We start from the raw sequence: 25,342 nt of genomic DNA, 5'->3' as shown, positions 1-25,342 counted from the left end.
GCCGGCACTCAGGCCGGCGGCCACGACTGCGCTCCGCGGACTGCCGGGGCAGGTTCAGGGGCAGGTTCCCGGCGTTCCTGTCCACGCTCGGCCGCGGCGACGTTCTCCTTCACCGAGAAGAAGCTGTCGGGTGCGACGGAGATCGAGTCGATGCCCGCCTCGACCAGGAACCGGGCGAAGTCCGGGTCGTCGCTGGGCCGTTGCCCGCAGAGCCCGACCTTGCGCCTCTTCGCGTGCGCGGCCGAGATGAGGTGCTCGATGCTGCGGGTGAGGGCGGGATTGCGTTCGTCGAACAGGTGCGCCAGCTCGGCGGAGTCCCGGTCGACCCCGAGGGTGAGCTGGGTGAGGTCGTTGCTGCCGATGGAGAACCCGTCGAAGCGGTCGGCGAACTCCTCGGCCAGGATGATGTTGGCCGGGATCTCGGCCATGGCGTAGACCTCCAGGCCGCCTCGGCCTCGCCCCAGGTTCTCCTCGGCCATGACCCGCAGGACCCGGTCGGCCTCCTCGACCGTACGGCAGAACGGGATCATCACGATGACGTTGGTGAGTCCGATACGCTCCCGCACCCGGCGGACGGCGCGGCATTCGAGGGCGAAGCCCTCCCGGTACCCCTCCGTGTAGTAGCGGCTTGCCCCGCGCCACCCGAGCATCGGGTTCTCCTCGTGGGGTTCGAACCGCCGCCCGCCGACGAGCCGCGCGTACTCGTTGGTCTTGAAGTCGCTCATTCGTACGATCACCGGGTCGGGCCAGCGGGAGGCGGCGATGCGGGCGATGCCGTGGGCCAGCCGCTCGACGAAGTACTCCGTCAGGTCGTCGTAGCCGCGGGTGAGCTCGGTGATCCTGCGGCGGGCGTCCTCCTCGACGCGGCCGGGGTGCACGAGGGCCATGGGGTGGATCTTGACGTGGTTGTTGACGATGAACTCCATCCGGGCCAGGCCGACGCCGTCGGCGGGCAGTCGCCACCAGCGGAAGGCCGCGGCGGGGTTGGCCAGGTTGAGCATGACCCTGGTCGTGGTGGCCGGGATGTTCTCCAGGCTGATCTCCTCGTCCTCGTAGTCGCGCAGGCCCTCATAGACGAAGCCCTCGTCGCTCTCCGCGCAGGATACGGTCACCGTCATGCCGTCACCGAGCAGGGCGGTCGCGTCGCCGGTGCCGATGATCGCGGGGACGCCGAGCTCGCGGCTGACGATGGCCGCGTGGGACGTGCGGCCGCCGTGGTCGGTGACGATCGCCGCGGCCCTTTTCATGATCGGCTCCCAGTCGGGGTCGGTGATCTTGGTGACGAGCACCGATCCGTCCACGAACCGGTCGATCTCCGCCGCGCTGGTCAGGTTGCACACCGGCCCTGCCGCTATCGCGTCTCCGATGGCCAGCCCCTTCACCAGCGGCTCACCGGCGTCGCGGATGCGGTAGGTGCGCAGCAGCGACGCCTCCCGGCGCCTCTGGACGGTCTCCGGGCGGGCCTGGACGAGGAAGATCTCGCCGGTCCTGCCGTCCTTGCCCCATTCCATGTCCATCGGGGTGCCGTAGTGGTCCTCCACCGTGGTGGCCCAACGGGCCAGCAGCAGGATCTCCTCGTCGTCCAGCGCGTAGCGAACCGCCTCATCCTCCGTGGTGTCGAGCTGGCGGGTTCCTCCCGCGGCGTCATAGACCACCTTGCGTTCCTTCCGCCCCCGGGCCTTCGACACGATGGGAAACAGGCCCGGGTCGCCAAGGAGCGGCTTGAACACCACGTACTCGTCGGGATCCACCCTGCCGCCGACCACCGTCTCGCCCAGCCCCCAGGAGGCGTTGATCAGAACCGAGCGGGGGAAACCGGTTTCGGTGTCGATCGAGAACATCACTCCGGCGGCGCCCAGGTCGGAGCGGACCATGCGCTGCACCCCCACCGACAGGGCGACGTCCAGGTGACCGAACCCGCTGTCCTCCCGGTAACTGATCACCCGGTCGGTGAACAGGGACGCGTAACAGCGAAGACAGGCGCCGAGCAACGCCGCCGCTCCGCTGACGTTGAGGAAACTCTCCAACTGCCCGGCGAAGCTGGCCTCCGGCAGGTCTTCCGCGGTCGCGCTGCTCCGCACCGCGACGTCCGGGTCGATGGTGCACAGGCGATCGGCCAGCTCACCGTACGCCTGCTCGACGGCTGCCGTGACCTCCGCCGGAAGTTCAGCCGCCAGGATGGCGTCCCGTATCGCATGGCCGACATCCGGCAGATCAGTCCCCCCGTGCAGGCGGCCGATGTGCTCCGCGATCACTTCGTTCAGCCCGTTCACCTGGATGAACCGGTGATACGCCTCGGCGGTGAGGGCGAAGCCCTCCGGCACGCGAACCCCCGCTCGGGCCAGGTTGCGCGTCAGTTCCCCCAGGCCCGCGTTCTTGCCGCCCACGAGGCCGACGTCCGTCCGGCCCAGCTCGGCGAACCACTTGACCAACCGCGACATGGCCCACCCCGCTACATGTCGGCTACGGAAGTCCCTCCCACCCTGTGCCTCGCGCAGCCGGCGAGGTAGGGAACTTGGTCTTCTGCCCGTGGACGAACGTCCCGCCCTGCCGGAGGCTCGTCCAGTCGAAGTGAAATCACACCGGTCCGTGGGTACGGAGCCAAGGACCAGGGGGTGGATACGCGAGATGCCCAGTCACGTTTTCCAGGACGAGATGCGGCAGGTGCTCGACGAGGTATACCGCGAACGTGAAACGGTCGCGGTCCGGGATGTCTACGCGAACGCGTCGGCGCGTCTGCACCTGACCGCCGACATGCTCGCGCACCTGAACGAGATCCCGGAGGGCGCCTACACCAGGCAGGAGATGATCGAGGCGATCAACAGAGTGATCCGGCACCGTAACGAGCAGGACACTCTCGGCCTTATCGAGGAGCATTCCCGGACCGGGGAAGCGGGGGACACGGCCGAGACGTAACGCGGCGCCGACCCGGGAGGCGCCGCGATGACCCGCCATCGGGGGGCCGAGCACTGTCCGGACCCCACTCGGATCGACCGGGGCAGATCCGAGAGGAGCTGCGGTGAACCCGTGGTCACTGGTTTACGAGGGCTTCGATCCAGGTCACGAGGGACTGCGCGAGGCCCTGTGCACGCTCGGCAACGGCCGGTTCGCCACGCGAGGCGCGGCGCCCGAAGCCGGGGCAGACGCCGTCCACTACCCGGGCACGTATGTCGCCGGCTGCTACGACCGGCTCACCTCCGACGTCGCGGGTCACGAACTGACCAGCGAGGACATGGTCAACCTGCCGAACTGGCTGCCCCTGACGTTCGCGACCCCCGGCTCTGACTGGTTTCTCCCCGGCACGGCCGACCTGCTCCGGTATCGGCAGGAGCTGGACATGCGCCACGCCGTCCTGCACCGGCTGATCCGCTTCCGTGACGCCGAGGGACGCGTGACGTCGGTGCGGCAACGCCGTCTGGTGTCCATGGCCGACCCCTACCTGGCCGCTCTGGAGACGACCTTCACGGCCGAGAACTGGTCGGGCCCTCTGCGCGTACGCTCCGGGCTGGACGGCCGAGTGGTCAACGGGGGAGTGGCCCGATACCGCGAACTGCGCGGCGACCATCTGACGCGGCACGCGACCGGGACCGAAGGACGCCTGACCTGGCTTCGGGCACGGACCCGGTCCGCCGGTGTCGAGGTCGTCCTGGCCTCGCGGGCCGACACCTTCCCGGAGAACGTCGACGGCCCCGACGTCGAACCGCACGACGACCACGTCACGCAGACACACGTGCTGCGCCTGGAACGAGGCCATCCCGTCAAGGTCGTCAAGACGGTCGCGCTCACCACGTCGCGGGATCACGCGATCGCCGACGCGACCTCGGCCGCGCTGCGGCGGGCCGCCCTCGCCCCCGGGTTCGGCGCGCTGCTGCACCGGCACGAGATCGCCTGGCGTGACCTGTGGGAACGGGCCCGGCTTGAGGTGACGGGCCCGCACGTCCAGCGGGACATCCGCCTGGACACCCTCCACCTGCTGCAGGCCCTGTCACCGCACAGCGCCGATCTGGACGTGGGCGTGCCCGCCCGCGGGCTGCACGGCGAGGCGTACCGGGGACACGTGTTCTGGGACGAACTGTTCGTGCTGCCCTGGCTGACCCTGCGGTTCCCCGAGATCGCACGCGGGGCTCTGCGCTACCGTCTGCGGCGGCTGCCGGAGGCCCGCGCCGCCGCCCGCGCCGCCGGCCTGCGCGGGGCGATGTTCCCCTGGCAGAGCGGCAGCGACGGCCGCGACGAGACCCCGCGGTTCCACCTCAATCCCCGCTCCGGCCGGTGGACGCCCGACCACACCCGCCTGCAGCGGCACGTCGGGCTCGCCATCGCCTACAACGCCTGGCAGCACTACGCGATCACCGGCGACATGGAGTTCCTGGCCGGGACGGGCGCCTGCCTTCTGGTCGAGATCGCCCGCTTCTTCTCCTCGCTGGCCCGGCTCAACCCCGTCTCGGGCCGGTACGAGATCCAGGGCGTGATGGGGCCGGACGAGTACCACGACGGCTACCCCGGTGGGGAGTCACCCGGCCTGGACAACAACGCCTACACCAACATCATGACGGTGTGGCTGCTGCTCCGCGCCCGCCAGGCGCTCGACCTGATGCCGCGGCGCGCACGGGAGGACCTGCGCCGCCGGCTCGGCCTGACGGACGTGGAGACCGAGCGCTGGGAGGAGATCACCCGGCGGATGCGCGTGGACTTCCACGACGGCGTCATCAGCCAGTTCACCGGGTACGAGCACCTGGCGGAGCTGGACTGGGATCGTTACCGCGGCGTACGGCGGCTGGACCGGGCGCTGGAGGCCGGCGACGACAGTCCCAACCGCTACCGGGCGTCCAAGCAGGCCGACGTGCTCATGCTGTTCTACCTGCTCACGGCCCGGGAGGTGCGGCAGATCCTCGACCGGCTGGGCTATCCGGCGGCGCCCGGCCTGACCCGCCGCACCATCCGCTACTACCTCTCCCGCACCTGCCACGGCTCGACCCTCAGCGCCGTGGTGCACGCCTGGGTGCTGGCACGATCGGACCGCACCGGCTCATGGCGGTTCTTCACCGAGACGCTGACCGGCGACATCACCGACGTACAGGGAGGGACCACCGCCGAGGGGGTCCACCTGGGCGCCATGGCCGGCACGCTGGACCTGGTGCAGCGCTGCTACCTCGACCTCGCGGCGCGGCCCGACGGCCTGCACCTGAACCCGGTGCTGCCCGAGCAGCTCACCACGTTGTCGCTGTGCCTCCGCTACCGAGGCGGGGAACTCGCCGTCGACGCGGACCCCACCCGCGTACGGATCACCCGGGCCGATGACGGCCCGACCGCCCTGGATTTCGTGGTGCACGGCCACCACGCCCGGCTCCGGCGCGGCGACAGCCGCACCTTCCCCCTCCCGGCCCGGAGACCGGCCGACGTCGCCGACCTCGGCACGCCGTGACTGTCGAGGACCTCGTCTACCAGCGGTCCCAGTGCACGACCTCGGTGACCGGGACGCGGCGAGCGGGCCTGAACTGCGTGCCGATCGTCCAGGCGACGGGGATCAGCGCGCACTGAACGGTCGTCTCGTACGGCAGGCCGAGGAGCGTGGCCGCCTGGCGTTCGTAGTTGAGATGCGGGGTGGTCCACACGGTGCCGAGCCCACGGCTGCGCGCGGCCAGCATGAAACTCCACACGGCGGGCAGCACCGACCCCCAGGTGCCGGCCTGCGTCGCCGGATCGTCGAGTTCCGCCCGTGATCCGACCTGGATGCAGGGCACCATCAGGACGGGGACCTGATCCAGGATGTCGAAGAGATGGTTCAGGCTGTCGGCGATCGCCTGCCAGCCCGACTGCGCGGTGAAGGCATGGCGGGCGGGGCCGTCGTGGTGCTGCGGGGCGGTGGGATCGACCAGGCCGCGGCGCCAGAGGTCGGCCAGGGCGCGCCGCTGGGCGGGGTCGGTGACGAAGACGAAGTCCCAGCGCTGCCGGTTGCGTCCGTTGGGGGCCTGCTGGGCCAGGCGGGTGCAGTCGAGGAGCACCTCGCGCGGGACCGGCCTGGTCACATCAAGCCTGCGCCGCACCGCGCGGGTGGTGGAGAGCAGTTCGTCCGTGGTGAGGTCCAGCGTGAGCCGGTGCGTTTCAGGCCGGGACATGGTCACTCCTGGTGGGCCGGTGGCCCGTCCTGTTCGGACAGGTCGCCATCATCGATGGCCGTCGACATAGGTGTCGACACAAGTACAGGGCCGGATATACCTCACAGTCCACGTCTTTCTCGGCACCTCTGCTATGTTCCGCGGGCATAGCGCCGAGCGGACGGGTGAGGAGAGACTGTGGAGCTTCGGCACCTGCGATACTTCGTCGCGGTGGCGGAGGAGGGCTCGTTCTACCGGGCCGCCCGGCGTCTGCTGGTCTCGCAACCGTCGCTGAGCCGGCAGATCATGGACCTGGAACGGCGGCTCGGCCAGCGGTTGTTCGAGCGTACGTCTCGAGGGGCGCGGCTGACACCGAGCGGAGAGGCGCTGCTGCAGCACGCCAGACAGATTCTGGGCCTGGCCGCGGCTACGCAGGAGGTCGTCTCGGAAGCGGCGCGGGCGCGGCAGGTGGTCTCCATCGGTGTGCCACCCGCGACGCCAGGGCCCTGGTTGTCCTCCGTCGTCGAGGCGGTGGACACCACGCTGCCCCACGCCGAGCTGAGCTACGTGGAGGCTACGAGCTTCGATCAGCTCCGGCTGCTCCACGAGGGCAGGCTCGATCTGTGCCTGGTTCATCAGCGGCCACCCGGCCACCACGCCTCATGGTTGTTGCGCCGGGAGATGCTCGGGCTGGCGGTGCGGCCGGGTCATCCACTGGCCGACGAGGCCTGCTACCGGATCGGTGACCTGCACGCTCTCCGGGTGCTCGTGCACGCCCGGGAACGCGAGCCCGCACCTGAGAGTGTCACGGCGGCCGTGCTGGCCGCCGGCGTCCGGCCGCACTGGCGGTTCGCCCAGTTCACTGAACACGTCCTGGCCTGCGCGCAGGCGACACGGTCCGACGCCGCGCTGGTCGCCTCGCACGTCGCCGCGCTGAGGCTGCCCGGTTGGCGCTGGCAGCCCGTACAGGAGCTCCCGCACGCCGTGATGACGACGTGGCTGGTGTGCCAGCGGCCCACGCGTGCGGTGGTGGACGAGGTGGCCGCCATTGTGCGGTCCGTGCCGGCCTGACCAGGCGTCGCTCCGTGGGAAAGTTGATCTGCAGTGGATCGAACAGGTCTGGAGGGTGTTCCCCTTCGTAGCCCCATTCGGCCCGATCTCTTTCGCGACTGATAACGCCAGATGCGGTGCGGGTGTAATGGATATATCGTCCTGAATTCGCGCGACATAACGCCCTCTGCCAGCGGAAACTCTTGAAGCACTTCCATGGGTCATGCGCCGATTCAGGCGGTTCGCCGGAAATTAAGGGACATATCGCCACAGATAGCAGCGTGATGGGATTGTTACTGTACGTCGCGTCAACCGTTCCATCCCGTCGATCATCTCTCTTGGAGAGGGTGAATAGGGGTGGGTCTCAATGCAGAATTCGGAATCATCCTTACAGCTGGTCTATCTAGTCACATACTGGCGCGAATGGCGCAAGTGGCAGCAGGGCGGCGGTGAGGCGGAGGACCGCATCATCAGGAAACTGCTCGAATCGAGCGACGGCACGGAGCCCAGGGTGTGGCTGGCGACCTCACCGGACGGCCTGCTCGACAACGTCAGGTGGCGGACCGGAGCCGACGCCCTGACCAAGCTCGCCGAGGGCAACGCGAAGATCGACCAGGCGAACCGGGAGATCGAGATCGGTTACCTGGACGTGGCCGACCGCCTTGAGTGGTACCACATCCTCATCCACCCCGACCATCAGGTGGAACCGTTCCGGCAGGTGGGGGAGGGCAGAAAGCCGTGGATCCTGTTCGACATCCAGTTCCGCAACCGCTGGAGTTCGCGGACGATGTTCATCGGCGTCAGCTTCTGGGTCGGGGACCCGGTATGGGTGCCAGAGGCAGCCGGGGGCTGGGCGTTACCGGAGGAGGGCGCCCCGACCTGGCACGAATGGTTCGTGGACTACGAGCGGCAGGCGCGCAGGCACGTGGGGGACCACTTCAGGAAGCTGGAGCAGGACACCGTCCGGGAGTACGAGGCGCCGGAGTTCTGGATCGCCAGGGAAAGCGATGTCGTCCGCGGCTCCCAGGAATTGCACTCGGCGCGCGAACTGTACGAGGCGATGCACGGGGCCGACCCGTCCCGCAGGGAGACGAGGCGTTCCCTGCTGCGGCGGCTGGTCGGCGACGACGACGTCACTCCACCCCTGAGCAGCGCTGACGTCTGTGTGGTCTCCGCCCGGCGACCGGTCGGCGACGACGAAGCCGATCTCCTCCTGAGCGGCGCGGACGCCTCCGAGGGCTCTGACCGGCCGCACAGCCGGACGGTGCGTGAGTGCTATGTGGTGCTGCCGGACACGGCGCATGTGAACGGAACTGTCGTGAGCGGGCGGTTACGGTCGGCGGTGGTGGGGCTGCTCACGCTGGAGGCACTGGCCGCCGTCGGCAACGACATCCGCGACCAGCTGGAGGTCTGGCGTGAGCACGCCATGATCTACCAGCATGCCGCGCGCACGATGGGGACACTGTGGGACGGGGTGGCCACCCATCTGCCGATCCGGCGCTGGACCAGGTTGAACCGGGCGCATCGGGCCGTGGAGCTGATCCACCTGACGTTGCTGCAGGGCATGGCGGACCTCGCCGACGTCGCCAGTCACGTCGACGAACGGGTGAGCCGGCTCGAGCGGCTGGAGCATCTGGCCGACGAACGGTTCGCGGCGACGCTCGGCTGGGCGGGCCGGGGGGTGCGCGAGGCGCTGGACGACGCCGGCCACCTCCGCGACCACAAGCGGTTCGGAGAGCGGGCGGGAGACGTGGCGGACCGGGCGACCGAGCAGTACAAGAACCTGCTCGACTCCATGACGTTCGCCTTCGACGAACGACGGGTCCGGGAGCTCGACGTGTTGCAGCGGGCCGGGTTCGGGCTGAGCATCACAGTGGGTGCTTTCACCGTGCTGACGTTCATGGACTTCTTCACGGAGGTCCACCACTGGCCGGTCGACGCGTACTTCATGTCGGGCGGAATGCTGGGGGTCGGCGCCTGGGGTATCCTCGCGGCGCTGGCCCTGGGCGTGGTCGGCTCGTGGGCGTACTCGATGTGGTCGCGGCGGATGGGGTCGAGGTGGTTCCGCCGCAGATTCCGGGAGCTTGAACGATATTTGCGCCTCTCGTCCACCCGGGAGCTGGAGCTGATGCGCGCCTCGGACCTGCCGACCGAGAAATGGGTGGAGCGGGACAGGGACCTGGCCGCCCGGTTCGCCGAGTTGTGGGACGCGGCTGCGGGCCGGGTCATCAGCCGGCCGTCCAGGCCGCGGGTGCCGTCCCGGGCGAAGCGGGACCGGGGGCCGTCGGCTTGGCCGCAGGCGATCTGGGTGGCGCTGCGGGGCCAGTGGTGGACGGGCCGAGACCTGGCTGCCCAGGGCCGCGACATCGAGGCGCTGATCCTGCGGACACTTCTGCTGGCGGAGCGCACGCCGACCCTGCGCAGGTACGGCCTGCCGCGACTGGCCCTGCTGCACCGGCACTGCGGACGGCTGCCCAACAACTGGTTCGGTGACTTCGACGGGGTGTCGCGGGCGGAGTTGCGGGTGGTGTTCGCGGCGGCCGGTCTCAGCGAGAACCTCGCGAAGAGCATCGACGTGTCGCTGACGAAGAAGATCGCCAACACGATAGCCGGGGTGGTTCCGGCCGAGAGCGGCGAAGCGGTCACCAAGCCCGATGCGGTCCCGGTTCGAGGCGAGGAGACCGCCCCGAAGAAAGAGGAGGCCCGAGACAAGGACAGTGCGGAGGACGGTGAGGCCGAGACGATGGCCGAGGTCGCATCGGCCGAAGGGGCGACGAGGATCAGGACCGCCCGGGAGCTGTTCGCCGCGATCGAGGAGGAACTGCCCAGACCGGGTGCCTGACGCCGAGCGGTCGACCGCGCTGGGCCGCACTGAGCCGCGCCGCATCCCTTTCCTCGCCACGCCCGACGGTCGACGGTAGGGCCACCCCGGGGTCTTGACCTGCGCTCGACTCGTGTGGAGTCGCGACCTTCACCGGTGTCACCCTCCGGGGCGAGTCTCCTTCGCGGCGGCGAACCGCCGGAGCGCGTCGAGGGCGGACAGGCCGTAGACGTCCTCGACCGCGTCGGCCAGCAGGTGGCACATGCGGAACCTGTCGAGCGGGGTCAGGCCCATCCGGGTGAGGTGCAGGTAGGTGTAGTTGAGCAGCACCCGATAGCGGAGGAAGCCGGGGTCGGCGAAGACCGCCTCGTGGTAGGCCTGACTGTCGAAGATCAGGCGCTGGAGCTCGTTCGGTTCGCGCTGCGGCACCGGCAGGTCGCCGAGTTTCGCCTCGAACGTCTCGCCCGGCCGGGTCGTCGGCTGGACCAGCCGGCCGTCGTCGATCAGGGCGCCCGCCCGGGCGCGGTACCGCTCCAGCAGCGCCGCCCAGTCCCGCGCGAACGGCGCGGGCGGGGCGGCCGGGTGAGCCGGGTCGTCGAGCGCGGCGACGACGTCCCGCACTCGCGCTGTCAGTGCCTCGCGCCGCTCACGGAAGTCGCGCTCGAAGGCGGCCCGGGTGGCCTCGGGGTCGGCCGCCCAGGTGATGAAGCCCTCCGCGTGCATCCGGTAGGAGAGGTAGCTGCGGGTGATGGGGTGTGAGGTGTGCGCGACGGTCAGCATGAGGGTCAGCGCCAGGCCCAGTTTGCTGTCAGCACCCCCGCGGACATGGTCGAGCATGGCGAACAGCAGTGGCGTGCTCTCGGCGTAGAACGAGGTGAGCAGGTCTACCGCCTCGTCGCTGCCGAGGACGTGCCGCCGGGAGTCGTACGGCGCGTCGCGGATGGAGTTGTCGGGTGGCCACGGGGTGAGCGGCCCGTGCTCCTGCTCGCGTACGGCGAGCAGTCGGTGCCGCGTCAGACTCTCGTCCGGGTCGAGCACGGTCGTGGAGGGATGCTCGCGCAGGTAGGCCCCGACGACCTGGTCGACGCGCGGGCGCACGACCTCCTCCCACAGCCGGGGCGTCGCCTTGACGTTGATCCGCACGTGGGGGCCCTGCCTCCAGTGCCGCAGCACGTACGCCGCCTCCACCTGGCCGCGAAGTCCTTCCAGCAGGGGGCGTACGGCGTCGAGCAGCAGCCCGTCCTTGTCGGGGGCGTGGTAGTAGACGTGGACGCAGTGCCAGATCGGGGCGTCCTGCGTGGGCGAGCCGGTCAGGGGGACCACCTCCGGGAGCCGGCCAGGCCGGCGAGGTCGGTGAGGGCGCGGGCGACGAGGAAGGACACGTGATGCTCGGTTCCCGCGCGCAGCCCCAGCCGGTTGTGGAACAGATGGGCGCATCGCAGCAGGATCAGCGGCACCGTGCGACGCTCGGGCGGCACTGCGGTCGCGAGGAAGGCGTGCGGCGAGCCCGAGTCGGACGGCCCGCACCTGCCTGCGGCGTGCAGCGCGTCGAGGTCGTCGCGCAGGGCGCGCACCGACGACGCCCACATGCCGAGCAGGCCGCCGTCGCAGTCATGCGGATCAGCTCGGTTCGGCAGATCCCACAGCGCGCGGGTCTGGGCGAGCACGGCGTCGCCGCGGCGCAGCCAGTCGTCCTCCCCGCCGGGAATCTCGGGCCGCCGGTCCGCCTCCCCGAGGGTCTCCGCGAACGCGCGCGCGGCGGTGAGCAGGTCGGGCTCGCAGGCCGCCAGCGCGATGGTGAGCGCGGCGAGCCCGATGGCGGCGCGCTGCTCCATCAGCGCTCCCGCTCTCAGCACGTCGAGCGCGAGCGTGCTCGACACCGTGAAGTGCCGCTCGGCGGCCTCGACGCAGGCCGCGTCACCGTAGGCCGCGTGCTCGGGCCGGTAGGCGACGAACTCCACCGAGTCGGCGGGGCGCAGGCGGTCGTCGTACCGCTCGCGCCGCTCGCCCCGGGCGACGGTCGCCGCGAACGCGCGGTACGCCTCCAGGTCGACCGGGGGAGAGGGGTGCGCGGCGAAGTGGGCCGCCGCCCGCTCGCGCACGAGGCGGTGAACGCGGGAGACCCGCGAGGGGTCGGGCACCTCAAGCCGCAGCCGCACATGCTGGCCGCCCTCCCAGTAGCGGAGGAAGAAACGGCCACGCGCGGTACCGTCCGCGACCAGTTCCCGTACGACCGGGTCCACGACACCGGTGACCAGGGCGTCGAGGTCGCCGAAGTGGAACAGGTGGGCGCTGACCCAGCGGCCTCCATCCTGCTCGCCGTCATCCGTCCGCGTCGCCGTCATCGGACCGGCCTCGCCGACAGCTGGACGACGTACTCGGTGACCCGTCTCCCTGTGCCGTACAGGGGGGCGTCGGCCGGGTCGGGCAGGGCCTCCTCCAGCACCACGAGCGATCCGGGGTCGCGCAGTGAGCGCACGAACCCGGCCAGCAGCAGCGTGTCGGTGACGTCGACGTACATCGGCTTGCGGTCCTTGCTCAGCAGCCCGACCAGGAGGCCGTCGCCGAGGCCGACCACCCGGGCGAAGAAGCGGCGGGGAACGCCGTGCGTCGCCAGCCACCCGGCGAGCCGCGGCAGGTAGGCGGCCTCGCCTTCGCCCTTGGCGGGCACGGGAAAGTCGCCGGCCCGCAGCCGCCAGGCCGCACGGGCGAGCGTCACCCGCCCGACGTCCATCCGCGGCCACCGCTCCACCTCGCCCTCGGCCGGCACGTCGCCGCGCGTACGGAAGACCCAGCCCGGCACCATGGCCGTGGACGGCTCGCCGAAGGTCCGTACGAGGAACTGCAGCCAAGGCGGCAGCCAGTGCTGGGCGGTCATCCCCAGGTGGACCGGCCGGACGGCGCGGCCCTGTCCGTCGAGGAGCGCCAGCCGGTCGCGCCCGGCGTCGTAGCCGACCGCCAGACGCGCGGGCGCGAGGGGCGGCAGGTCGTCGTCCCCCGGCGCGAAGGGGTAGTCGAGGGCGAGGTCGGCCGTCGCGGGGCGCACGTTGAGCCCGCCGCCCACGAGTCCACGGCACTCCGCCACCAGCACGTCACCCTGGTCGGCCCGCAGCTCCGTGGCGGGCGGGACCTCCCCTCCGGCCAGGGCGACCAGCCGGTGCAGCCGCGACAGCCCCCGGCCGTACCCGGCGGAGACCGAGTTGACGACGGCGCGCACCCCGTCCGGCCCGTCGGACACGGCCTGCAGGTAACAGCAGACCGACCCGGGTGGCTGGACGAAGCGCGGCCACGAGGCGGCCACCTCGGCCAGGCGGGCGGCGGCGACCTGGACCGTCGCCTCCCGCGCCGAGGGCCCGGCCCCCATCAGCTCCCAGAACCCCCGCCGCAGCTCGGACAGCTCGCGCAGGCCGGGCGGGGGCTCCTCTCCGGGCACCGCGCGGGGGACGGCGACGGGGTTGCGCAGCATCCCGCGCAGCAGCGCGCCGCCCGCCCCCGGCGCTCCGGAGTGGATCCGGCGGTAGAAGTCCAGGGCGGGGATCCGGGCGCCTGGGCCGTGCAGATCGAGGAAGAAGGCGGTGGCCGCGATCTTGACGGGCAGGTCGGGATCGAACAGGCCCAGCACGCGGCGTACGGCGTCGAGGTCGTCGAACACGGGCCGCCAGGCCGTCGCGTTCAGCCGTCCCGCTACGCCGGGGATGACGGCGCTGTGCCAGAGCAGGTTCCTGTCGGGCAGCGACGACCCGGCCGGCAGCACCTCCACCAGCGCCTCCCGCGCTACGGCGGCGGGATCCGCGGTCCCCTCGTGCGGCACGCGGGGTGAGGCGTCATGGGCGGCCTCCCGCACTGCTCCGGCGATCCTGGCGACCGCCGCCGCGTGCGGCGCCGCCTCCCGGCCCTCGGCGAGCCAGGACGCCAGCAGGCTCACCGGGTCGGCCGCCTGCTCGTCGTACGGCGGGACCAGCTCCAGCAGCCCCGCGTCGACCAGCGGCTCGATCCCCGGCGCATCGACGAGGGTGGGGAAGGGCCGCCCCCGGACCCAGTCGAGGGCCTGGCGCACGGCGGGGCCGGCGGCCACGCTCGACAGCGGCTCGTCGGCTCCGGGACCGAGGAACCAGATCCGGCTCCCGTCGTCGGCCGCCGACGGGTTGACCCGCAGCCGCGCCCGCTCGCGCACGGCCCGGTGCCGCGTGAGCGCCGACCACAGCGGGCGCAGGACCGCCCGGTCGAGCTCGGCGACGACCTGCCAGGACGGCTCGCCGCCGCTTCGCACCGCGGGCCCGCCCGCCGTCCACTGGCCGAGGCCGCTGAGGGTGAACGTGGCGTACGGGCTGGTCTTGACCGTCGCCCTGGCGACGTACCTGGCCAGGCGCAGCAGCTCCTGCCGGTCCGGCGGGCGGTCCGCCGGACCCGCGAGCCACGCGTCGAGGCGGGCGGCCAGCACCGGGCTGCCCAGGGCGAGTCCGCGCCGGAAGGCGGGGTCGGCCACCACCTCGCGCAGCAACGCCGTCTTCTCCCGGGTCTCCTCCGCCAGCAGGGCGGGCAGCGCGGCACGCAGCGTGTCGGCGTGGTCCCTGCGTGCGGTCCACTCCCTGACCCGCTCGGCCAGGTCCCGGGGGAGAGCGGCCATCACCTCGGCGGAGACGGCCCGGCCGGACGGCCGGCGTCCGGTGAACACCGCGCGCCGCAGGGCGACCAGCCCCGCCTTGCGGGCGCCCGCCCCCGTTCCGCCGATCACGTCGTGCAGCGGGCCGGACAGGTCGGCGCCCTCCCGCCGCAGCCACGCCGAGACGTCCGCGAGCTCGTCCACGACCTCCCAGGTGCGGGTGCAGCGCAGCCGGTCGAGCCCGGCCAGGGGCAGGCCCGCGACGCGTACCGCGAAGATCGGCGACACGGCATAATCTCGACCGGCGAGCCGTGCGGGACCGCCGCTCTCGGTGACGGGGGCGGCGTGCGCCAGATGAGTCAAAGGAACGCGCTCCTCGTGTGGGTCGCCGGGGGCCGAGGGCGCCCGTGCCGTGGGCGCCCTCGGCCCTGCTGCTCATCTCACCGGCGGCCCGTCGGGGTCACCGGTCCTGATCGCCGCCCGAGGCTCGCGGCCCGGGCGCCGCGTGGCTTACGCCTCGGGAGTCCAGCAGCTGGTGGCCGACAGGTAGGAGGAGCAGTAGCCGGCGGCGGAGGAGGCGCCCGTCTCGACGGCGCCGTGGCCCTCCGCCACGATGGAGTCGGCGGACAGCACGTCGATGGAGTCGACGTCGAGGCCGCGCAGGTCGAGCTTCAGGCTGTCGTTGGACATGGTGCGTCTCCTTTTTCGGGAAATGTCACTGCTTGCCGTACTGTTTTCCGCTTGCCGTACGGGCCGTGCGCCGGAGGGCACGGCGTCATCCTGTGGCGGGCCTCACCTCCTCGTGCGAACCGGCCGGGATCCCGCGGGCCACGAGGGGCCCGCTGGTCAGGGGCGTGCCCATCGCCAGGAAGGACAGGCTCCGCAGCGGAGTTCCGGCGATCCCGAGCACCTCGTCGGTGGTGTCGTTCGCGCCGTCGGAGTGGATGCGCGCGGCCAGGCCGAGGGCGGCGGCGGCCAGCGCCGCCCGCTGGACGGCCAGGCCCGCCTCGGCCTGCTGAAGGCGATACCAGCGGTCGCCGAAGACGCCGGCGCCCGCCAGGGGATCGCCCATCGGCACGAGTACGGCGGCCGCTCCGCGCAGGGCGGCCCGGGTGTTGCCCAGCAGGCGCCCGGCCGCCATCGCGGGCACCGGGTCCCGGCCGGCGGCCTCGTGCAGCACCCGCCGGTCGTGGTCATACCAGTACGCGCCGGGGGGCAGCCCGTGCACCCGCAGGGCCAGCAGGCACAAGGCGGTCGCCGCGAGTCCCGTCCCGGCCCCGGGCAGGTCGGCGGGGTAACCACCGCCCGCGGCAGCCAGGACGGCGCCGAGCTCACCCGCCCGCAGGGGGACCGGGCGGTAACCGGCCGGCGGGGACGCGCGGCGCGGCACCCCCGCCGCCAGGCACACGGGCTCCGGCTCAGGGACGGGGATGGCCGGGCCGATCCCCGGGGGAGGGGCGGGCCTCAGCCGGGTGGAGGAGGACGATGACGCGGCGCCGCCGGCCTTACTCGTCCGGTGCAGCGCGGCGGCCGGGCCGTCGGGCATCGGCAGGGGGAGCGGCATGCTCTCCGCGACCGTCTCCTCGGCCGCCTCCGCGATCGCCTCCCCGGTCCCCGGGGCTTCCCGGCGGCCGGCGAGGGAGTCGTGCGCTCGGGGCAGCGTGAACGTGAGCACGGCCATCGCGGCCTCCCGCGCGCCGTCGAGCCCCAGCAGGCGGTCGACCTCCTCGTCCGGGAACCGCAGGTGCGCCCGGCCCGCCACGCGCAGCCGTCCGGCGACGGCGAGCGCCTGGGCGATGAGCACACCGGTCTCCTGGCACATCAGGCGGTAGCCGAAGTCGCCGTACTTGAACATCGACCGCCAGAACACCGCCGACAGCACGACCGTGACGTCCGGGTCCCGCGCGTCCGCGACCAGGCCGGCGAGAGCCGGGGCGTGGTCGCCCTCCCGCACGCGTTCCAGCGCGTGGTGGACGGGGTCGTAGTGGTACAGGGCGGCGGGCAGGCCGGGCACGCGGCGCTCCCCGGCCACGACGTACGCCTCGATCGGGTAGAGCCCGCCACCCGACGGCGCCGGGCGGCCGAGGAGGAACATGGGCGGCTCCCCCAGCGGGTCGCCGACGTCGTCCATCGGATGGAACCACACCACCCTGGCCATGCCGAGCAGTTCCCGCAGCAACTCGCCGACCAGGCCGAGTGGGGTGTCGTCCCGGGTGGCCCAGGGCAGGGCGACGCGCTCGGCCCCCGGATAGCGCTTGTGCCGGGTCGGGGCGTTCGCCCAGTCGACCGACAGCGGGCCCCGGTCCCGCATCGCGGCCAGGTAGCGGCGCGTGGCGTCACCCGGCGCGCTCGTCGCCGTGCTGCCGTGCATCCGGTCCGCCTCGCTTCCTTCGTCGGTGCCGATGGGGCGCGTCATGGGAAAGGATGGGGGTGCGGGTTGAGGTCCTCGGGCCGCAGGTCGTCGTCCCGGTAGCCGAGCAGCCGGGGCAGGGACAGCAGCCGCGGCAGGCCGTGGACGCGCCGGTAGCGGTGCCCGAACGTCATCGGCATCGCCCCCGGCACGATGACCTTCGCGGCGGCGAAGCCGCCCGCCCGGGCCTCGGCGGAGGTGATGTCGACGGCGATCACGTCGAGGCCGCTCGCCAGGTAGCGCCCGGCCAGTTCGGCGAGGTCCGCGGTGAGGTCGTCGTGCTCCGGCCAGCCGAGCCGGGCCGTGACCTCCGCCACCGTCAGGGCGGGCCCGTCGACCGGCAGGAAGCCCAGCCGCCCGAACGCCTCCGGGTGACCGTAGAGCAGAGGATGGTGCTCCAGGAGCCGCACCTTCTCCGGGTCGGTCGCCAGCCTGGCCGCCTCCACCGGGTCGTACCTCTCGATGTGCCCCGCCAGCATCGGGCCGAGGTCGTCGAGCGCCCGGCGCAGCGCACGCTCGGGCGTCAGATCGGCGGCGGTTCCGCACAGCGCCCGCGGCCGGTCGGGTCGTCCGGTCGCCTCGACGGCCATCACCCAGAACACCGGCACCCGCTGCTCAAGCATGGCGGCGAACGCGTGCACCTCGTAGCCCAGCCGATCCCGTACGCGCTGGGCGATCATGGGGATGCGCCGGTCGGACGCCGACGCCAGGTCGACGCGGGGGATGGGCATCCGGGCGTACCACGTGGTGAGGAACGCGTCCCGCTCGGCCACCTCGAGCAGGCCGTGCAGGATCGCCTCGGCGGGGTGGCCGCCGAGGGCGCACCCGTTGGAGCACTCGTAGGCGAACCCGCGGTCCTCCTCCGGCCGAGGGCCGAAGTAGGCGTAGCTCTCCGGCACCAGAACCGGCTCGTCCCGCTGGAACGAGTACGCCCACACCCACGACGTGGGCCGCTCCGGCCGGAAGCGGGTGAACCAGAAGCCGGGCCGGTCGTACCAGCCGTCGGGGTAGAGGCCCAGCGTCCTCGGGTCGAGTGCATGGCCGGCGACGTCGTCGTACGCGGCGCGCACGACGGTCCGCCGTCCGCGCGGATGGATGCCGGCGATCCGCTCCAGCGCCTCGGCGACCGCGGTCGCCCGCGCCGAGGCGAAGTCGTTGCTGCGTCCGTACCCGTGGTGGCTCTCGTGCGTGGTGCGCGCGGGGCTGAGCCGGGCGACCGCCATGGCGCTGCCGCCGCGCTCCTCCGCGACCAGTGCCTGCACGATTCCGGTCTCTGCGTCGACGAACCGCCCCTCCAGCTCCCCGGCCCTGCCGCTGATGCCGCCGACCCTGAACGCCCCCGGATGCGGTTTGGGCGCGGGCGCGGGGACGTAGCGGCCGGCGCCGGGCCCGTCGTCCGGCCGGTCACCGCAGTCCGGGCAGAGCGGGTCGGGCAGGAACGGATGGCGGCGCACCATCCCGGTCGGCACGTGCATCCTGAGCAGCGCGCCCGTGGTCCGCGCGGACGCGGGGTCGCGCCGCAGCCGGTCCACCTCGTCGGCCACCAGTGCCGCGACCGCATTCGCGACGAGCGGCGTGAGGAGGGCGCAGGGCCGGGTGTCCAGCTCCGTGCCGTACCGCTCACGCAGCGCGTCACGCCCCAGCGCGTCGAGCCGGTTGCCCCTGCGCCGCCGCTCGACGCAGGTCGGGCAGCCCGGCAGCGGCGGGCGTGCCGCCGGGCCGACCAGCACCCAGCCGGCGTCGACCCGGACCGGCAGCCACGGCACACCCCGCTCGGCCGCGCGGCGGGCCACGGAGGGATACGGCCGGGCGTCGTCGGCGTCGCTCGCGACGACGATCGCTCCGCCGCCAGGACCGGCGGGTCCCCGAGCCGTGACGGCCGCGCGGATCGCGGCGCCCAGCCTGCCGGTTCCCAGCACGGTCACGAAGGACGGTGACTCGGTGAGCGCGCTCGCCGGCGCGTTCTCAGCCCTCAAGGAGCACGACCTGTGTGACGTAGGGAAGCAGCCGCGAAGCCTCGGGATCACCGCCGAGCGGCACCGCGACCGGCACCCTGCCGGCCGCGCACAACGCGCCCGCCATCAACCGCACGGCCTCAGCGGGGTCCCCTTCGGGTGCCCAGAGGGGACGGGCCGCGGCGTAGGCGCTCTGCCCTTCGGCCCGGGACTGCCAGCGCAGCAGCAGCCGTTCCAGTCCGTCCCGCAGCGCGGCCGGTGCGGTGGCCGCGGCCGACACGAGGACCGGCTCGCCGGGAACGCTGAAAGACAGGGCGGGCACGCCGAGGACGGATGTGTGGTCGCGCACGTCCGGTCGCTCGCCGGCCAGCGTGAGCTGCCGCTCCAGCGCGCCGGCGGTGAGATCGACCGGCACGCCCGCCGCCGGGTCCTGCCGCAGGCGCGCGGCCAGCAGGGTTTCGCAGTGGGTCCGCAGCCCGGCGGCGACCGCCTCGGCCCAGCTCAACCCCGCCCCCGCGCCGTCGGCGGCCTGGAGTGCCCCGGCCCCGGTGAGGCGCAGGGCGGCCGCGGGCACCGGGCGCGGCCGGCCGTCCGGCAGTTCGACCCCCCACAGGACGTCCTCCCCGTCGGCGCGTCCGGCCGGCCCGGCGGCGAGCACGCCGTACGTGGCGAGCGCGGCGAGCAGGCAGCGCAGCCGTGCCGTCCGCCGGTCCTCGCCCCACCCGGCGACCCGCGGAGGCGGTGCCCAGCGGGGCAGCGCCCCGAACGGGTCGGAGACGGTCGCCAGGCAGACGGACAGCGGGGTCTGCGCCAGTCCTTGTTCGTCCAGCATGCCGAGGATGCCCAGCCGGGAGTCGACCACGTCCTTCGTCCGGTCGAGCAGTTCCCCCGCGTCGACCGAGACGCCCGCCGACAGTGACCGCACCGTGTCCAGCACCGCCTCGGCGCGCGGGACGGCCGTACGGGCGACCGCGCGGGGATGGGGGACGAACCGGTGCGGGACGGTGTCGAGGTTGCGCAGATCGACGCGGGTGAGCTGGAGCTTCTGGCTCGTGCCGACGGCGTCGAGGCCGGTCAGGTGGGAGAAACAGGCCAGGGCCAGCATGGAGGCCACCACCGCGGGCACCGGGCCCGTCAGCCAGTCCTCGCCGGAGTGGGGCGGGGTCGCGGCGGGCAGGGCGGCCAGCCGGTGCCAGCCCGACTCGGCAGCCGTCGCCGAGGGCCTGCCGACCTGGCCGAGCCACACCTCCGCGGGGCGGACGAGGGCCTGCCCCAGGACGACTCCGGCCGCCTCGCAGGCGCGGGCGCTCGTCACGAGGGTGTCGATGTCCGTGCCGATGTGGAGGACGACGTCCGCGTCCCGGGTGAGGGCGCGGTGCTGGTCCTCGGCGGAAATGGCGTGTATCTCCTGATCCGGATCGCGGCGGGCGCGGTCCGCGGCCTGGGCGACCGCCTCCGTATCGGGGCATATGACGGTGATCCGCTGCCAGCCCGACCCGGCGCACGCCTCAAGGAGCGCCACCAGCAGTGGACCGTCGCCCGCGAGGATCAGCCGGGAGCGGCGGAGCCGCTCGAACCGCCACTCGGGGGAGTCGAGCACGTAGCCGATAAAGGCGATCTCCTCCGCGTACGTGCGCAACTCGGCCTCGGTCAGGCCGTGGGGCCGCACCTGCCGGGCGTCGACGACGAACCGCTGCTCCGCCAGCCGGCCCACCAGGCCCTCGACCATGTCGCGCTTGTCGTCCGGCAACTGCGCGGTCAGCTCCGCCAGGCTGTGCCGTCCGGTCAGCACCGGAGCCAGCCTGCTCAGCCAGGCGTACGCCTGACGCCCCCGCAGCGTGCACGATCCGTAGTCGCTGTGGACGTACACCCCCTCGGGGCATTCGACGAACCGAACGTCGTCCCGCAATCGCGGCCGCATCGCCGTATCGGCGTGTGGGAGCGCTCCCATAGTTTTCGATATTAAGATCGAATGACAATTAAGTAAAGTATGTGTTGATCTTTTTTGTGCAGCCCTTTCCGTGTAGGATCCCGGCCCCGACTCCGGCGTTCGGCAGGCGGGGGAGGGCGGCGCGGGTCAGCGCGGCGGGGCCGAGCAGCGGACCTCACCCGGTCCGCTGCTCGGCCCCGCCGGTTCCTCCACGGCACCGGCCTGGCCACATCGGCGTTGATCAGGAGGACGTCGATGCGACCATGTCGGGCGGTGACCTCGGCCACCGCCTCGTCATGGCTCGGGTCTCGGGGAGGGCGCCGACTGCTGATCACCTTGAGCAGGCGCTGCGGCCTGTCGCGGCGATCGGCGACTTCGTCACCGGCCGAGGAAGCACGACAGGAGCCGCCTGAAGTCCTGCGGGTGCTCGAGTGCCGGCACGTGCCCGCACCGGCCGAACACGTGCAGACGAACATCGGCCAGGTGTTCCAGCAGGGGCAGGGCCGCCGTCCCGAGCGGGGTGACTCGGTCCTCGGCGCCGTGGACGAGCAGCACGGGCGCGCGGATCCCTGCCAGCGTTTCCGCCGAGAGGGTGAGGTCGTCGGCCCACCGTGCCCTGGGCGGAGGGAACAACGACGCGTACGCGGCCGCTCCCTCCTGCATCGCGGCCGCACGGGCGGCGACGGCCGACTCGGTCACGAGCGACTGGTCGAAGACGAGGCGACCCAGCATGTCTCGTGCCCCGAGATGGCCGGCGGGGGCGGCCCAGACCGCGTCGAGGTCGGCGGACAGCGGCGCCCCGGGGGCGCCCATCGTCGAGACCGCCACGACATGGGTGACCTGCTCGGGGCGCGCGGCCGCCAGCGCCAGCGCCACGGCACCACCCATGGAGTGGCCCACCACGGCGTAGCGCTCGACACCGAGAGCGTCCATCAGGCCCGCGGCCTGCTCCGTCCACAGCCGGAGCCCACCCCTGGAGCCGGCCGGGATCGGTGTGCGGCCGAACCCCGCCTGGTCAGGAGCGACCAGGCGCCAGGAGGTGCCCAGCGCCTGCGCCGTCGCCGCCCAGGCGCCGGATCCGGTCGTACCGGGTCCGGAGCCGTGCAGCATCAGCACCGCGGGCCCGGTGCCGCTCTCCAGGACGTGGACGGGAGAGCCGTCGACTGTGACGGTCCGAAGTGCCGTCACCGGGACACGTCGGGTGTGCTCATGCCGATGCGGAGTTGATGGACTTGGAGAAGACTTCCATCATCACCCGGCCGAACTGCGGCATGTCGGGCCATCCGCGGCAGGAGACGAGGTTGCCGTCCACGACGTCCGGAGCGTCGATGACGGTAGCGCCCGCGTTCTCCATGTCACCGGTGATGGGAGGGAAGCACGCCGTCTTCCGGCCCTTCAGCAGCCCGTACACGGCCGGCACCTGCGCGCCGTGGCACACCAGCGCGATCGGGAGGTTGCGCGCGAAGAAATGCTCGGTGATCCGCCTGACGTCGGGGTCGACCCGGATCCACTCCGGGGCGCGCCCCCCGGGGATGATGAGAGCGTCATAGCGCTCGACGTCGACCTCGGCCCAGGGCACGTCGACCGGCAGCTTGCGGCCGTTCTTCTCCACATAGGCGTCGGAGTTGGGGTCGAACTCGTGGATGACCAGCTGAACGTCACGCATCGTCCGCGACGCGACGTCGACGTCCCAGCCCCCCTCCTGCACGCGGTAGTAGGGATACATGGTGTCGAGCTCCTCGGCGGCGTCGCCGGTAAGGAGCAGTGCTCTAGGCACCTACTTCTCCTCGATCTGGGGCGGTTGAGATGAATCCGATCGGATCTGATCCGGTTGAGTCAGCATTCCTCGGCACGGCCCGCCCGTCAAGCCTTTACCGCCATTCCTTCCGCGTCCGCGTCCCTGGTCTCGCCGGACAGCAGGATGTGCCGGCGCATGGCGTAGGCGGCGGCGTCGGCCGTAATGCGAACACAACCATCACCAACGCCGTATACAGCGGCAGCACCCGGGGCCGACCCGTCGAAGCCCCACTCGGCCATCTGCGCCAACGCTGCGGAATGCTGACGCCCCACTCGGATCGTATAGGAAAGGTGGCGGATGTCGGCCATCCTCCACCCACTGCGGAACCGCCCGCCATCGCTCCGCTTCGATCAGTCGGAGCTCCTATGAGCAGGCTCGACGTCCTGCTCGGTTCGCCACCGGGCCGCACAAGGACCGAAGGACTTCTCGACTGACTGAAGACCCAGTACGGCGCGGCGTAATCGTGAGGCCCGGTCTGTGGGGCGGCGCCCGCGACAGCCCGGATGGGTCACGTGCGGCACCTACCGATGTTTCGTTGGTGATCATGAGAAGGCCGTGCATGAATCCGCGATAGTGGTGCGCTACAGCGTCAGCGCGGCGGGAGCGGCGATCCACCGCCCCCGCCGCGTGAACGGGTCAGCGGTTGCGGTTGAGGTTCTGCATCCACTCCCGCAGCTCGCGCGCCTGCCGCGCGAGCTCGGAACGCGCCGCAGCGTCGCCGGAGGCCTTGTTGTTAGCCAGGGCGACGATCGAGTTCAGCGCCGGGATGGCGGTGGTGTAGTTGGTTGCCAGGTAGCTGTTCCGCGCGATGTCCAGGGCGGCATCGGCGGCGTCCGCGGCGTCCGCGGTCAGTAGCCCGGCCGCTCGGTTGGCCTCGATCAGCAGGCTGGTCTCGCGGTAGGACGAGCAGTTGGCGGCCGTCCGGCCGGCGGTCGTCTCGATCCCGCCGAGGATGATCCGCATGAACGAGTCGTCGTAGTAATGCGTCCGGAAGTGGCCGAGGATGTTCGAGAACGCCTTGCCACCGCCCCAGTTCTGGCACCACGCGATCGGGTGGTCTCCGTTCATCAGCCGCAGCGGGTTGGTGGCCGCGTTGCCGCTGTTGAGGCTGCGCTGGTAGCTGTCCTCGTTGAGGCTCAGCAGCGTGTGCACGTCGGCCCGCATGTTGCGGTCGAAGTTGTAGAGCTCGTCGACCGTCATCCACTTGGCAGGGAGATGCGCGGTCGCCGGGTGCGTGTTGTCCTCGGTCACCACCTCGGCGTGGATGCAGCTGCCGCACTGGCCGAACCCGTTCTGGCCGCTCGGATGGTTGGTGAAGAACCCACCGACGAGGTTGCCGTACCACGGCCAGGTGCGGATCTCGAACGAGTCGGCGGCGCCGTGGATGCCGACATAGCCGCCTCCCTGGTTCATGTAGGCCTCGAAGTTCGGCTGCTCGGTGATCGCATTGAGCGGGCCCGGGTGCCCGACGTTGGACTCGAAGACGATCGTGTCGTACTTCTTGAGCGTGTCGAGGCTCAGGAACGGGCTCGTGGGCAGCGTGACGGTCGAGAGTTGCGGGTCGTAGACGTCGACGTTGAAGTTGCGCTCGATGCCGAGCTTCTGGATCGCGGCCACGGTGTGCGGGATGTGGTCGTGCCGGAAGCCCGTTGTCCTGGAGAAGACCAGGACGTTGTAGTCGGCGTCCGGGTTGTGCGGGAGCGGGGCGAGCACCGGGTCCGGGATGAACTTCGGACCCTCCGCGGGCTCAGACTCGAGGCCCGTCGCGGGCTCCGGCGCGAGCCGGCCCTTGAGCTGGTCGATCAGGTAACGCGCATCGCCCACGAGTGTGCTGCGGGCCGAGCCGGGCCTGATCTGGCTGTTGGCGAGCGAGACGAACTCGTTCATGACCTTGCTCGCCTGCTTGGCCGAATCGGCGTCGGCGAGCGCCTTCGCCTCGTCGAGCTTGGCCTGGAGCGCCGCGCCGACCTCCGCCGGGACGCTGCCGGCGGTCACGAACCGGCCGATCAGCGTGCCGACGTCCGCGAACGATGTCGTCACGATGAACGTCTGCGTGTACTTCGCGCTGTTGGAAGCAGCGTCAGAGAGCTGCACCGCGAGCGTGTGCACGCCGAGCGACAGGTCGGAGGTCTGCACCGGCAACGGCGGGACCAGCTTGCCGTCGAGGTACATGTTCAGCACAGCCACTCCGCCCGAGGCGGGGGCGGGGTCCGTGCGCGTCGGGATGAGTGTGGCGACGTGACCGACGTGACCGTCGGTGATCGCCGGGTACGATGCGACCGGCGCGCGCGTGTCGATCCGGACCGAGATCGAGCGGAACGCCGCGACGTTTCCGGACGTGTCGACCGCGCGGTACCGGACGCTGGTGTTGCCCTCCTGCGTGATCACCGCCGACGCCGTGGCCGACGCCGGCGCCCCCGCGACGGGCACGTCGATGTAGGCGGCGCCGCCGTTGAGCGAGTACTGGAACTTGGCGATGCCGACGTCGTCGGTCGCCGACATGTTCAGCGTCACCGAGCCGACGTACCAGTTGTTCTGGCCGGTCGGCGCAGAGGGCGACAGCGTCGCCACGTTGATCGTCGGCGGTGTCGTTTCCTCTGCCCACGACGGTGCCGTGGGGATGAGTGCGGCCGCCGTCACGCAGGCGACCACTGCCGATTTGCGAAATCTTCTTCGCATG

General features: G+C 71.9%; 17 protein-coding genes. 4 read left to right on the top strand and 13 right to left on the bottom strand.

Annotation, left to right across the window (positions count from 1 at the left end; genetic code table 11):
• Positions 1 to 8 precede the first annotated feature (8 nt).
• A complete protein-coding gene (gene ppsA, locus HHX31_RS09295; RefSeq protein WP_169947029.1) occupies positions 9 to 2,441 on the bottom strand; it encodes a phosphoenolpyruvate synthase in 2,433 nt (810 codons plus the stop codon).
• 187 nt (positions 2,442 to 2,628) lie between these two features.
• On the opposite strand from ppsA, the gene HHX31_RS09290 reads away from it, so the two are divergent.
• Positions 2,629 to 2,916 carry a hypothetical protein gene (locus tag HHX31_RS09290; protein WP_169947027.1) on the top strand — a complete coding sequence of 96 codons (288 nt, stop codon included), beginning with the start codon at positions 2,629 to 2,631 and terminating at the stop codon, positions 2,914 to 2,916.
• A gap of 103 nt (positions 2,917 to 3,019) precedes the next feature.
• Positions 3,020 to 5,422, top strand: a complete 2,403-nt coding sequence (locus tag HHX31_RS09285) for a glycoside hydrolase family 65 protein (protein ID WP_169947025.1) — start codon at positions 3,020 to 3,022, stop codon at positions 5,420 to 5,422.
• A gap of 16 nt (positions 5,423 to 5,438) precedes the next feature.
• Here the strand turns inward: HHX31_RS09285 and HHX31_RS09280 are convergent, their stop codons facing one another.
• Positions 5,439 to 6,116 carry a nitroreductase family protein gene (locus HHX31_RS09280; RefSeq protein WP_169947023.1) on the bottom strand — a complete coding sequence of 226 codons (678 nt, stop codon included), beginning with the start codon at positions 6,114 to 6,116 and terminating at the stop codon, positions 5,439 to 5,441.
• 177 nt (positions 6,117 to 6,293) lie between these two features.
• On the opposite strand from HHX31_RS09280, the gene HHX31_RS09275 reads away from it, so the two are divergent.
• Positions 6,294 to 7,166 carry a LysR family transcriptional regulator gene (locus HHX31_RS09275; protein ID WP_169947021.1) on the top strand — a complete coding sequence of 291 codons (873 nt, stop codon included), beginning with the start codon at positions 6,294 to 6,296 and terminating at the stop codon, positions 7,164 to 7,166.
• A 346-nt stretch (positions 7,167 to 7,512) separates the two neighbouring features.
• On the top strand, positions 7,513 to 9,987 hold the full coding sequence (locus HHX31_RS09270) for a hypothetical protein (protein ID WP_169947018.1): 2,475 nt from the start codon (positions 7,513 to 7,515) through the stop codon (positions 9,985 to 9,987).
• Between the two features lie 138 nt (positions 9,988 to 10,125).
• Here the strand turns inward: HHX31_RS09270 and HHX31_RS09265 are convergent, their stop codons facing one another.
• From HHX31_RS09265 to HHX31_RS09215, 11 genes are all read right to left on the bottom strand, one after another.
• Positions 10,126 to 11,289, bottom strand: a complete 1,164-nt coding sequence (locus tag HHX31_RS09265; RefSeq protein ID WP_169947016.1) for a thiopeptide maturation pyridine synthase — start codon at positions 11,287 to 11,289, stop codon at positions 10,126 to 10,128.
• Positions 11,277 to 12,311 carry a lantibiotic dehydratase C-terminal domain-containing protein gene (locus HHX31_RS09260; protein WP_169947014.1) on the bottom strand — a complete coding sequence of 345 codons (1,035 nt, stop codon included), beginning with the start codon at positions 12,309 to 12,311 and terminating at the stop codon, positions 11,277 to 11,279. Before HHX31_RS09260 ends, HHX31_RS09265 begins: the two co-directional genes overlap by 13 nt.
• Positions 12,308 to 14,932, bottom strand: a complete 2,625-nt coding sequence (locus tag HHX31_RS09255) for a lantibiotic dehydratase (RefSeq protein WP_169947012.1) — start codon at positions 14,930 to 14,932, stop codon at positions 12,308 to 12,310. Before HHX31_RS09255 ends, HHX31_RS09260 begins: the two co-directional genes overlap by 4 nt.
• Positions 14,933 to 15,079: 147 nt before the next feature.
• Entirely contained in the window at positions 15,080 to 15,259 is a 180-nt protein-coding gene (locus tag HHX31_RS09250) for a hypothetical protein (RefSeq protein ID WP_169947010.1), read from the bottom strand.
• 85 nt (positions 15,260 to 15,344) lie between these two features.
• Positions 15,345 to 16,985: a SagB family peptide dehydrogenase gene (locus HHX31_RS09245; RefSeq protein ID WP_169947008.1), complete on the bottom strand. Its 1,641-nt coding sequence runs from the start codon at positions 16,983 to 16,985 to the stop codon at positions 15,345 to 15,347.
• Positions 16,982 to 18,955 carry a TOMM precursor leader peptide-binding protein gene (locus HHX31_RS09240; protein ID WP_169947006.1) on the bottom strand — a complete coding sequence of 658 codons (1,974 nt, stop codon included), beginning with the start codon at positions 18,953 to 18,955 and terminating at the stop codon, positions 16,982 to 16,984. The genes HHX31_RS09245 and HHX31_RS09240 overlap by 4 nt, the downstream gene beginning before the upstream one ends.
• Entirely contained in the window at positions 18,945 to 20,843 is a 1,899-nt protein-coding gene (locus tag HHX31_RS09235) for a hypothetical protein (protein WP_169947004.1), read from the bottom strand. Before HHX31_RS09235 ends, HHX31_RS09240 begins: the two co-directional genes overlap by 11 nt.
• Positions 20,844 to 21,242: 399 nt before the next feature.
• Positions 21,243 to 22,052, bottom strand: a complete 810-nt coding sequence (locus HHX31_RS09230; protein ID WP_169947002.1) for an alpha/beta fold hydrolase — start codon at positions 22,050 to 22,052, stop codon at positions 21,243 to 21,245.
• Positions 22,053 to 22,071: 19 nt separating this feature from the next.
• The gene (locus HHX31_RS09225) at positions 22,072 to 22,641 is read right to left on the bottom strand and encodes a DJ-1/PfpI family protein (protein ID WP_169946994.1); all 570 of its coding nucleotides are present in this window, start codon (positions 22,639 to 22,641) and stop codon (positions 22,072 to 22,074) included.
• An 86-nt stretch (positions 22,642 to 22,727) separates the two neighbouring features.
• A complete protein-coding gene (locus tag HHX31_RS09220; protein ID WP_169947000.1) occupies positions 22,728 to 22,970 on the bottom strand; it encodes a hypothetical protein in 243 nt (80 codons plus the stop codon).
• Between the two features lie 328 nt (positions 22,971 to 23,298).
• The gene (locus HHX31_RS09215) at positions 23,299 to 25,341 is read right to left on the bottom strand and encodes a ThuA domain-containing protein (protein ID WP_169946998.1); all 2,043 of its coding nucleotides are present in this window, start codon (positions 25,339 to 25,341) and stop codon (positions 23,299 to 23,301) included.
• Position 25,342: the final 1 nt, after the last annotated feature.

Source organism: Microbispora sp. H11081 (assembly GCF_012999535.1).
Classification (GTDB): domain Bacteria; phylum Actinomycetota; class Actinomycetes; order Streptosporangiales; family Streptosporangiaceae; genus Microbispora.
This window is presented reverse-complemented; position numbering and strand designations above follow the sequence as displayed.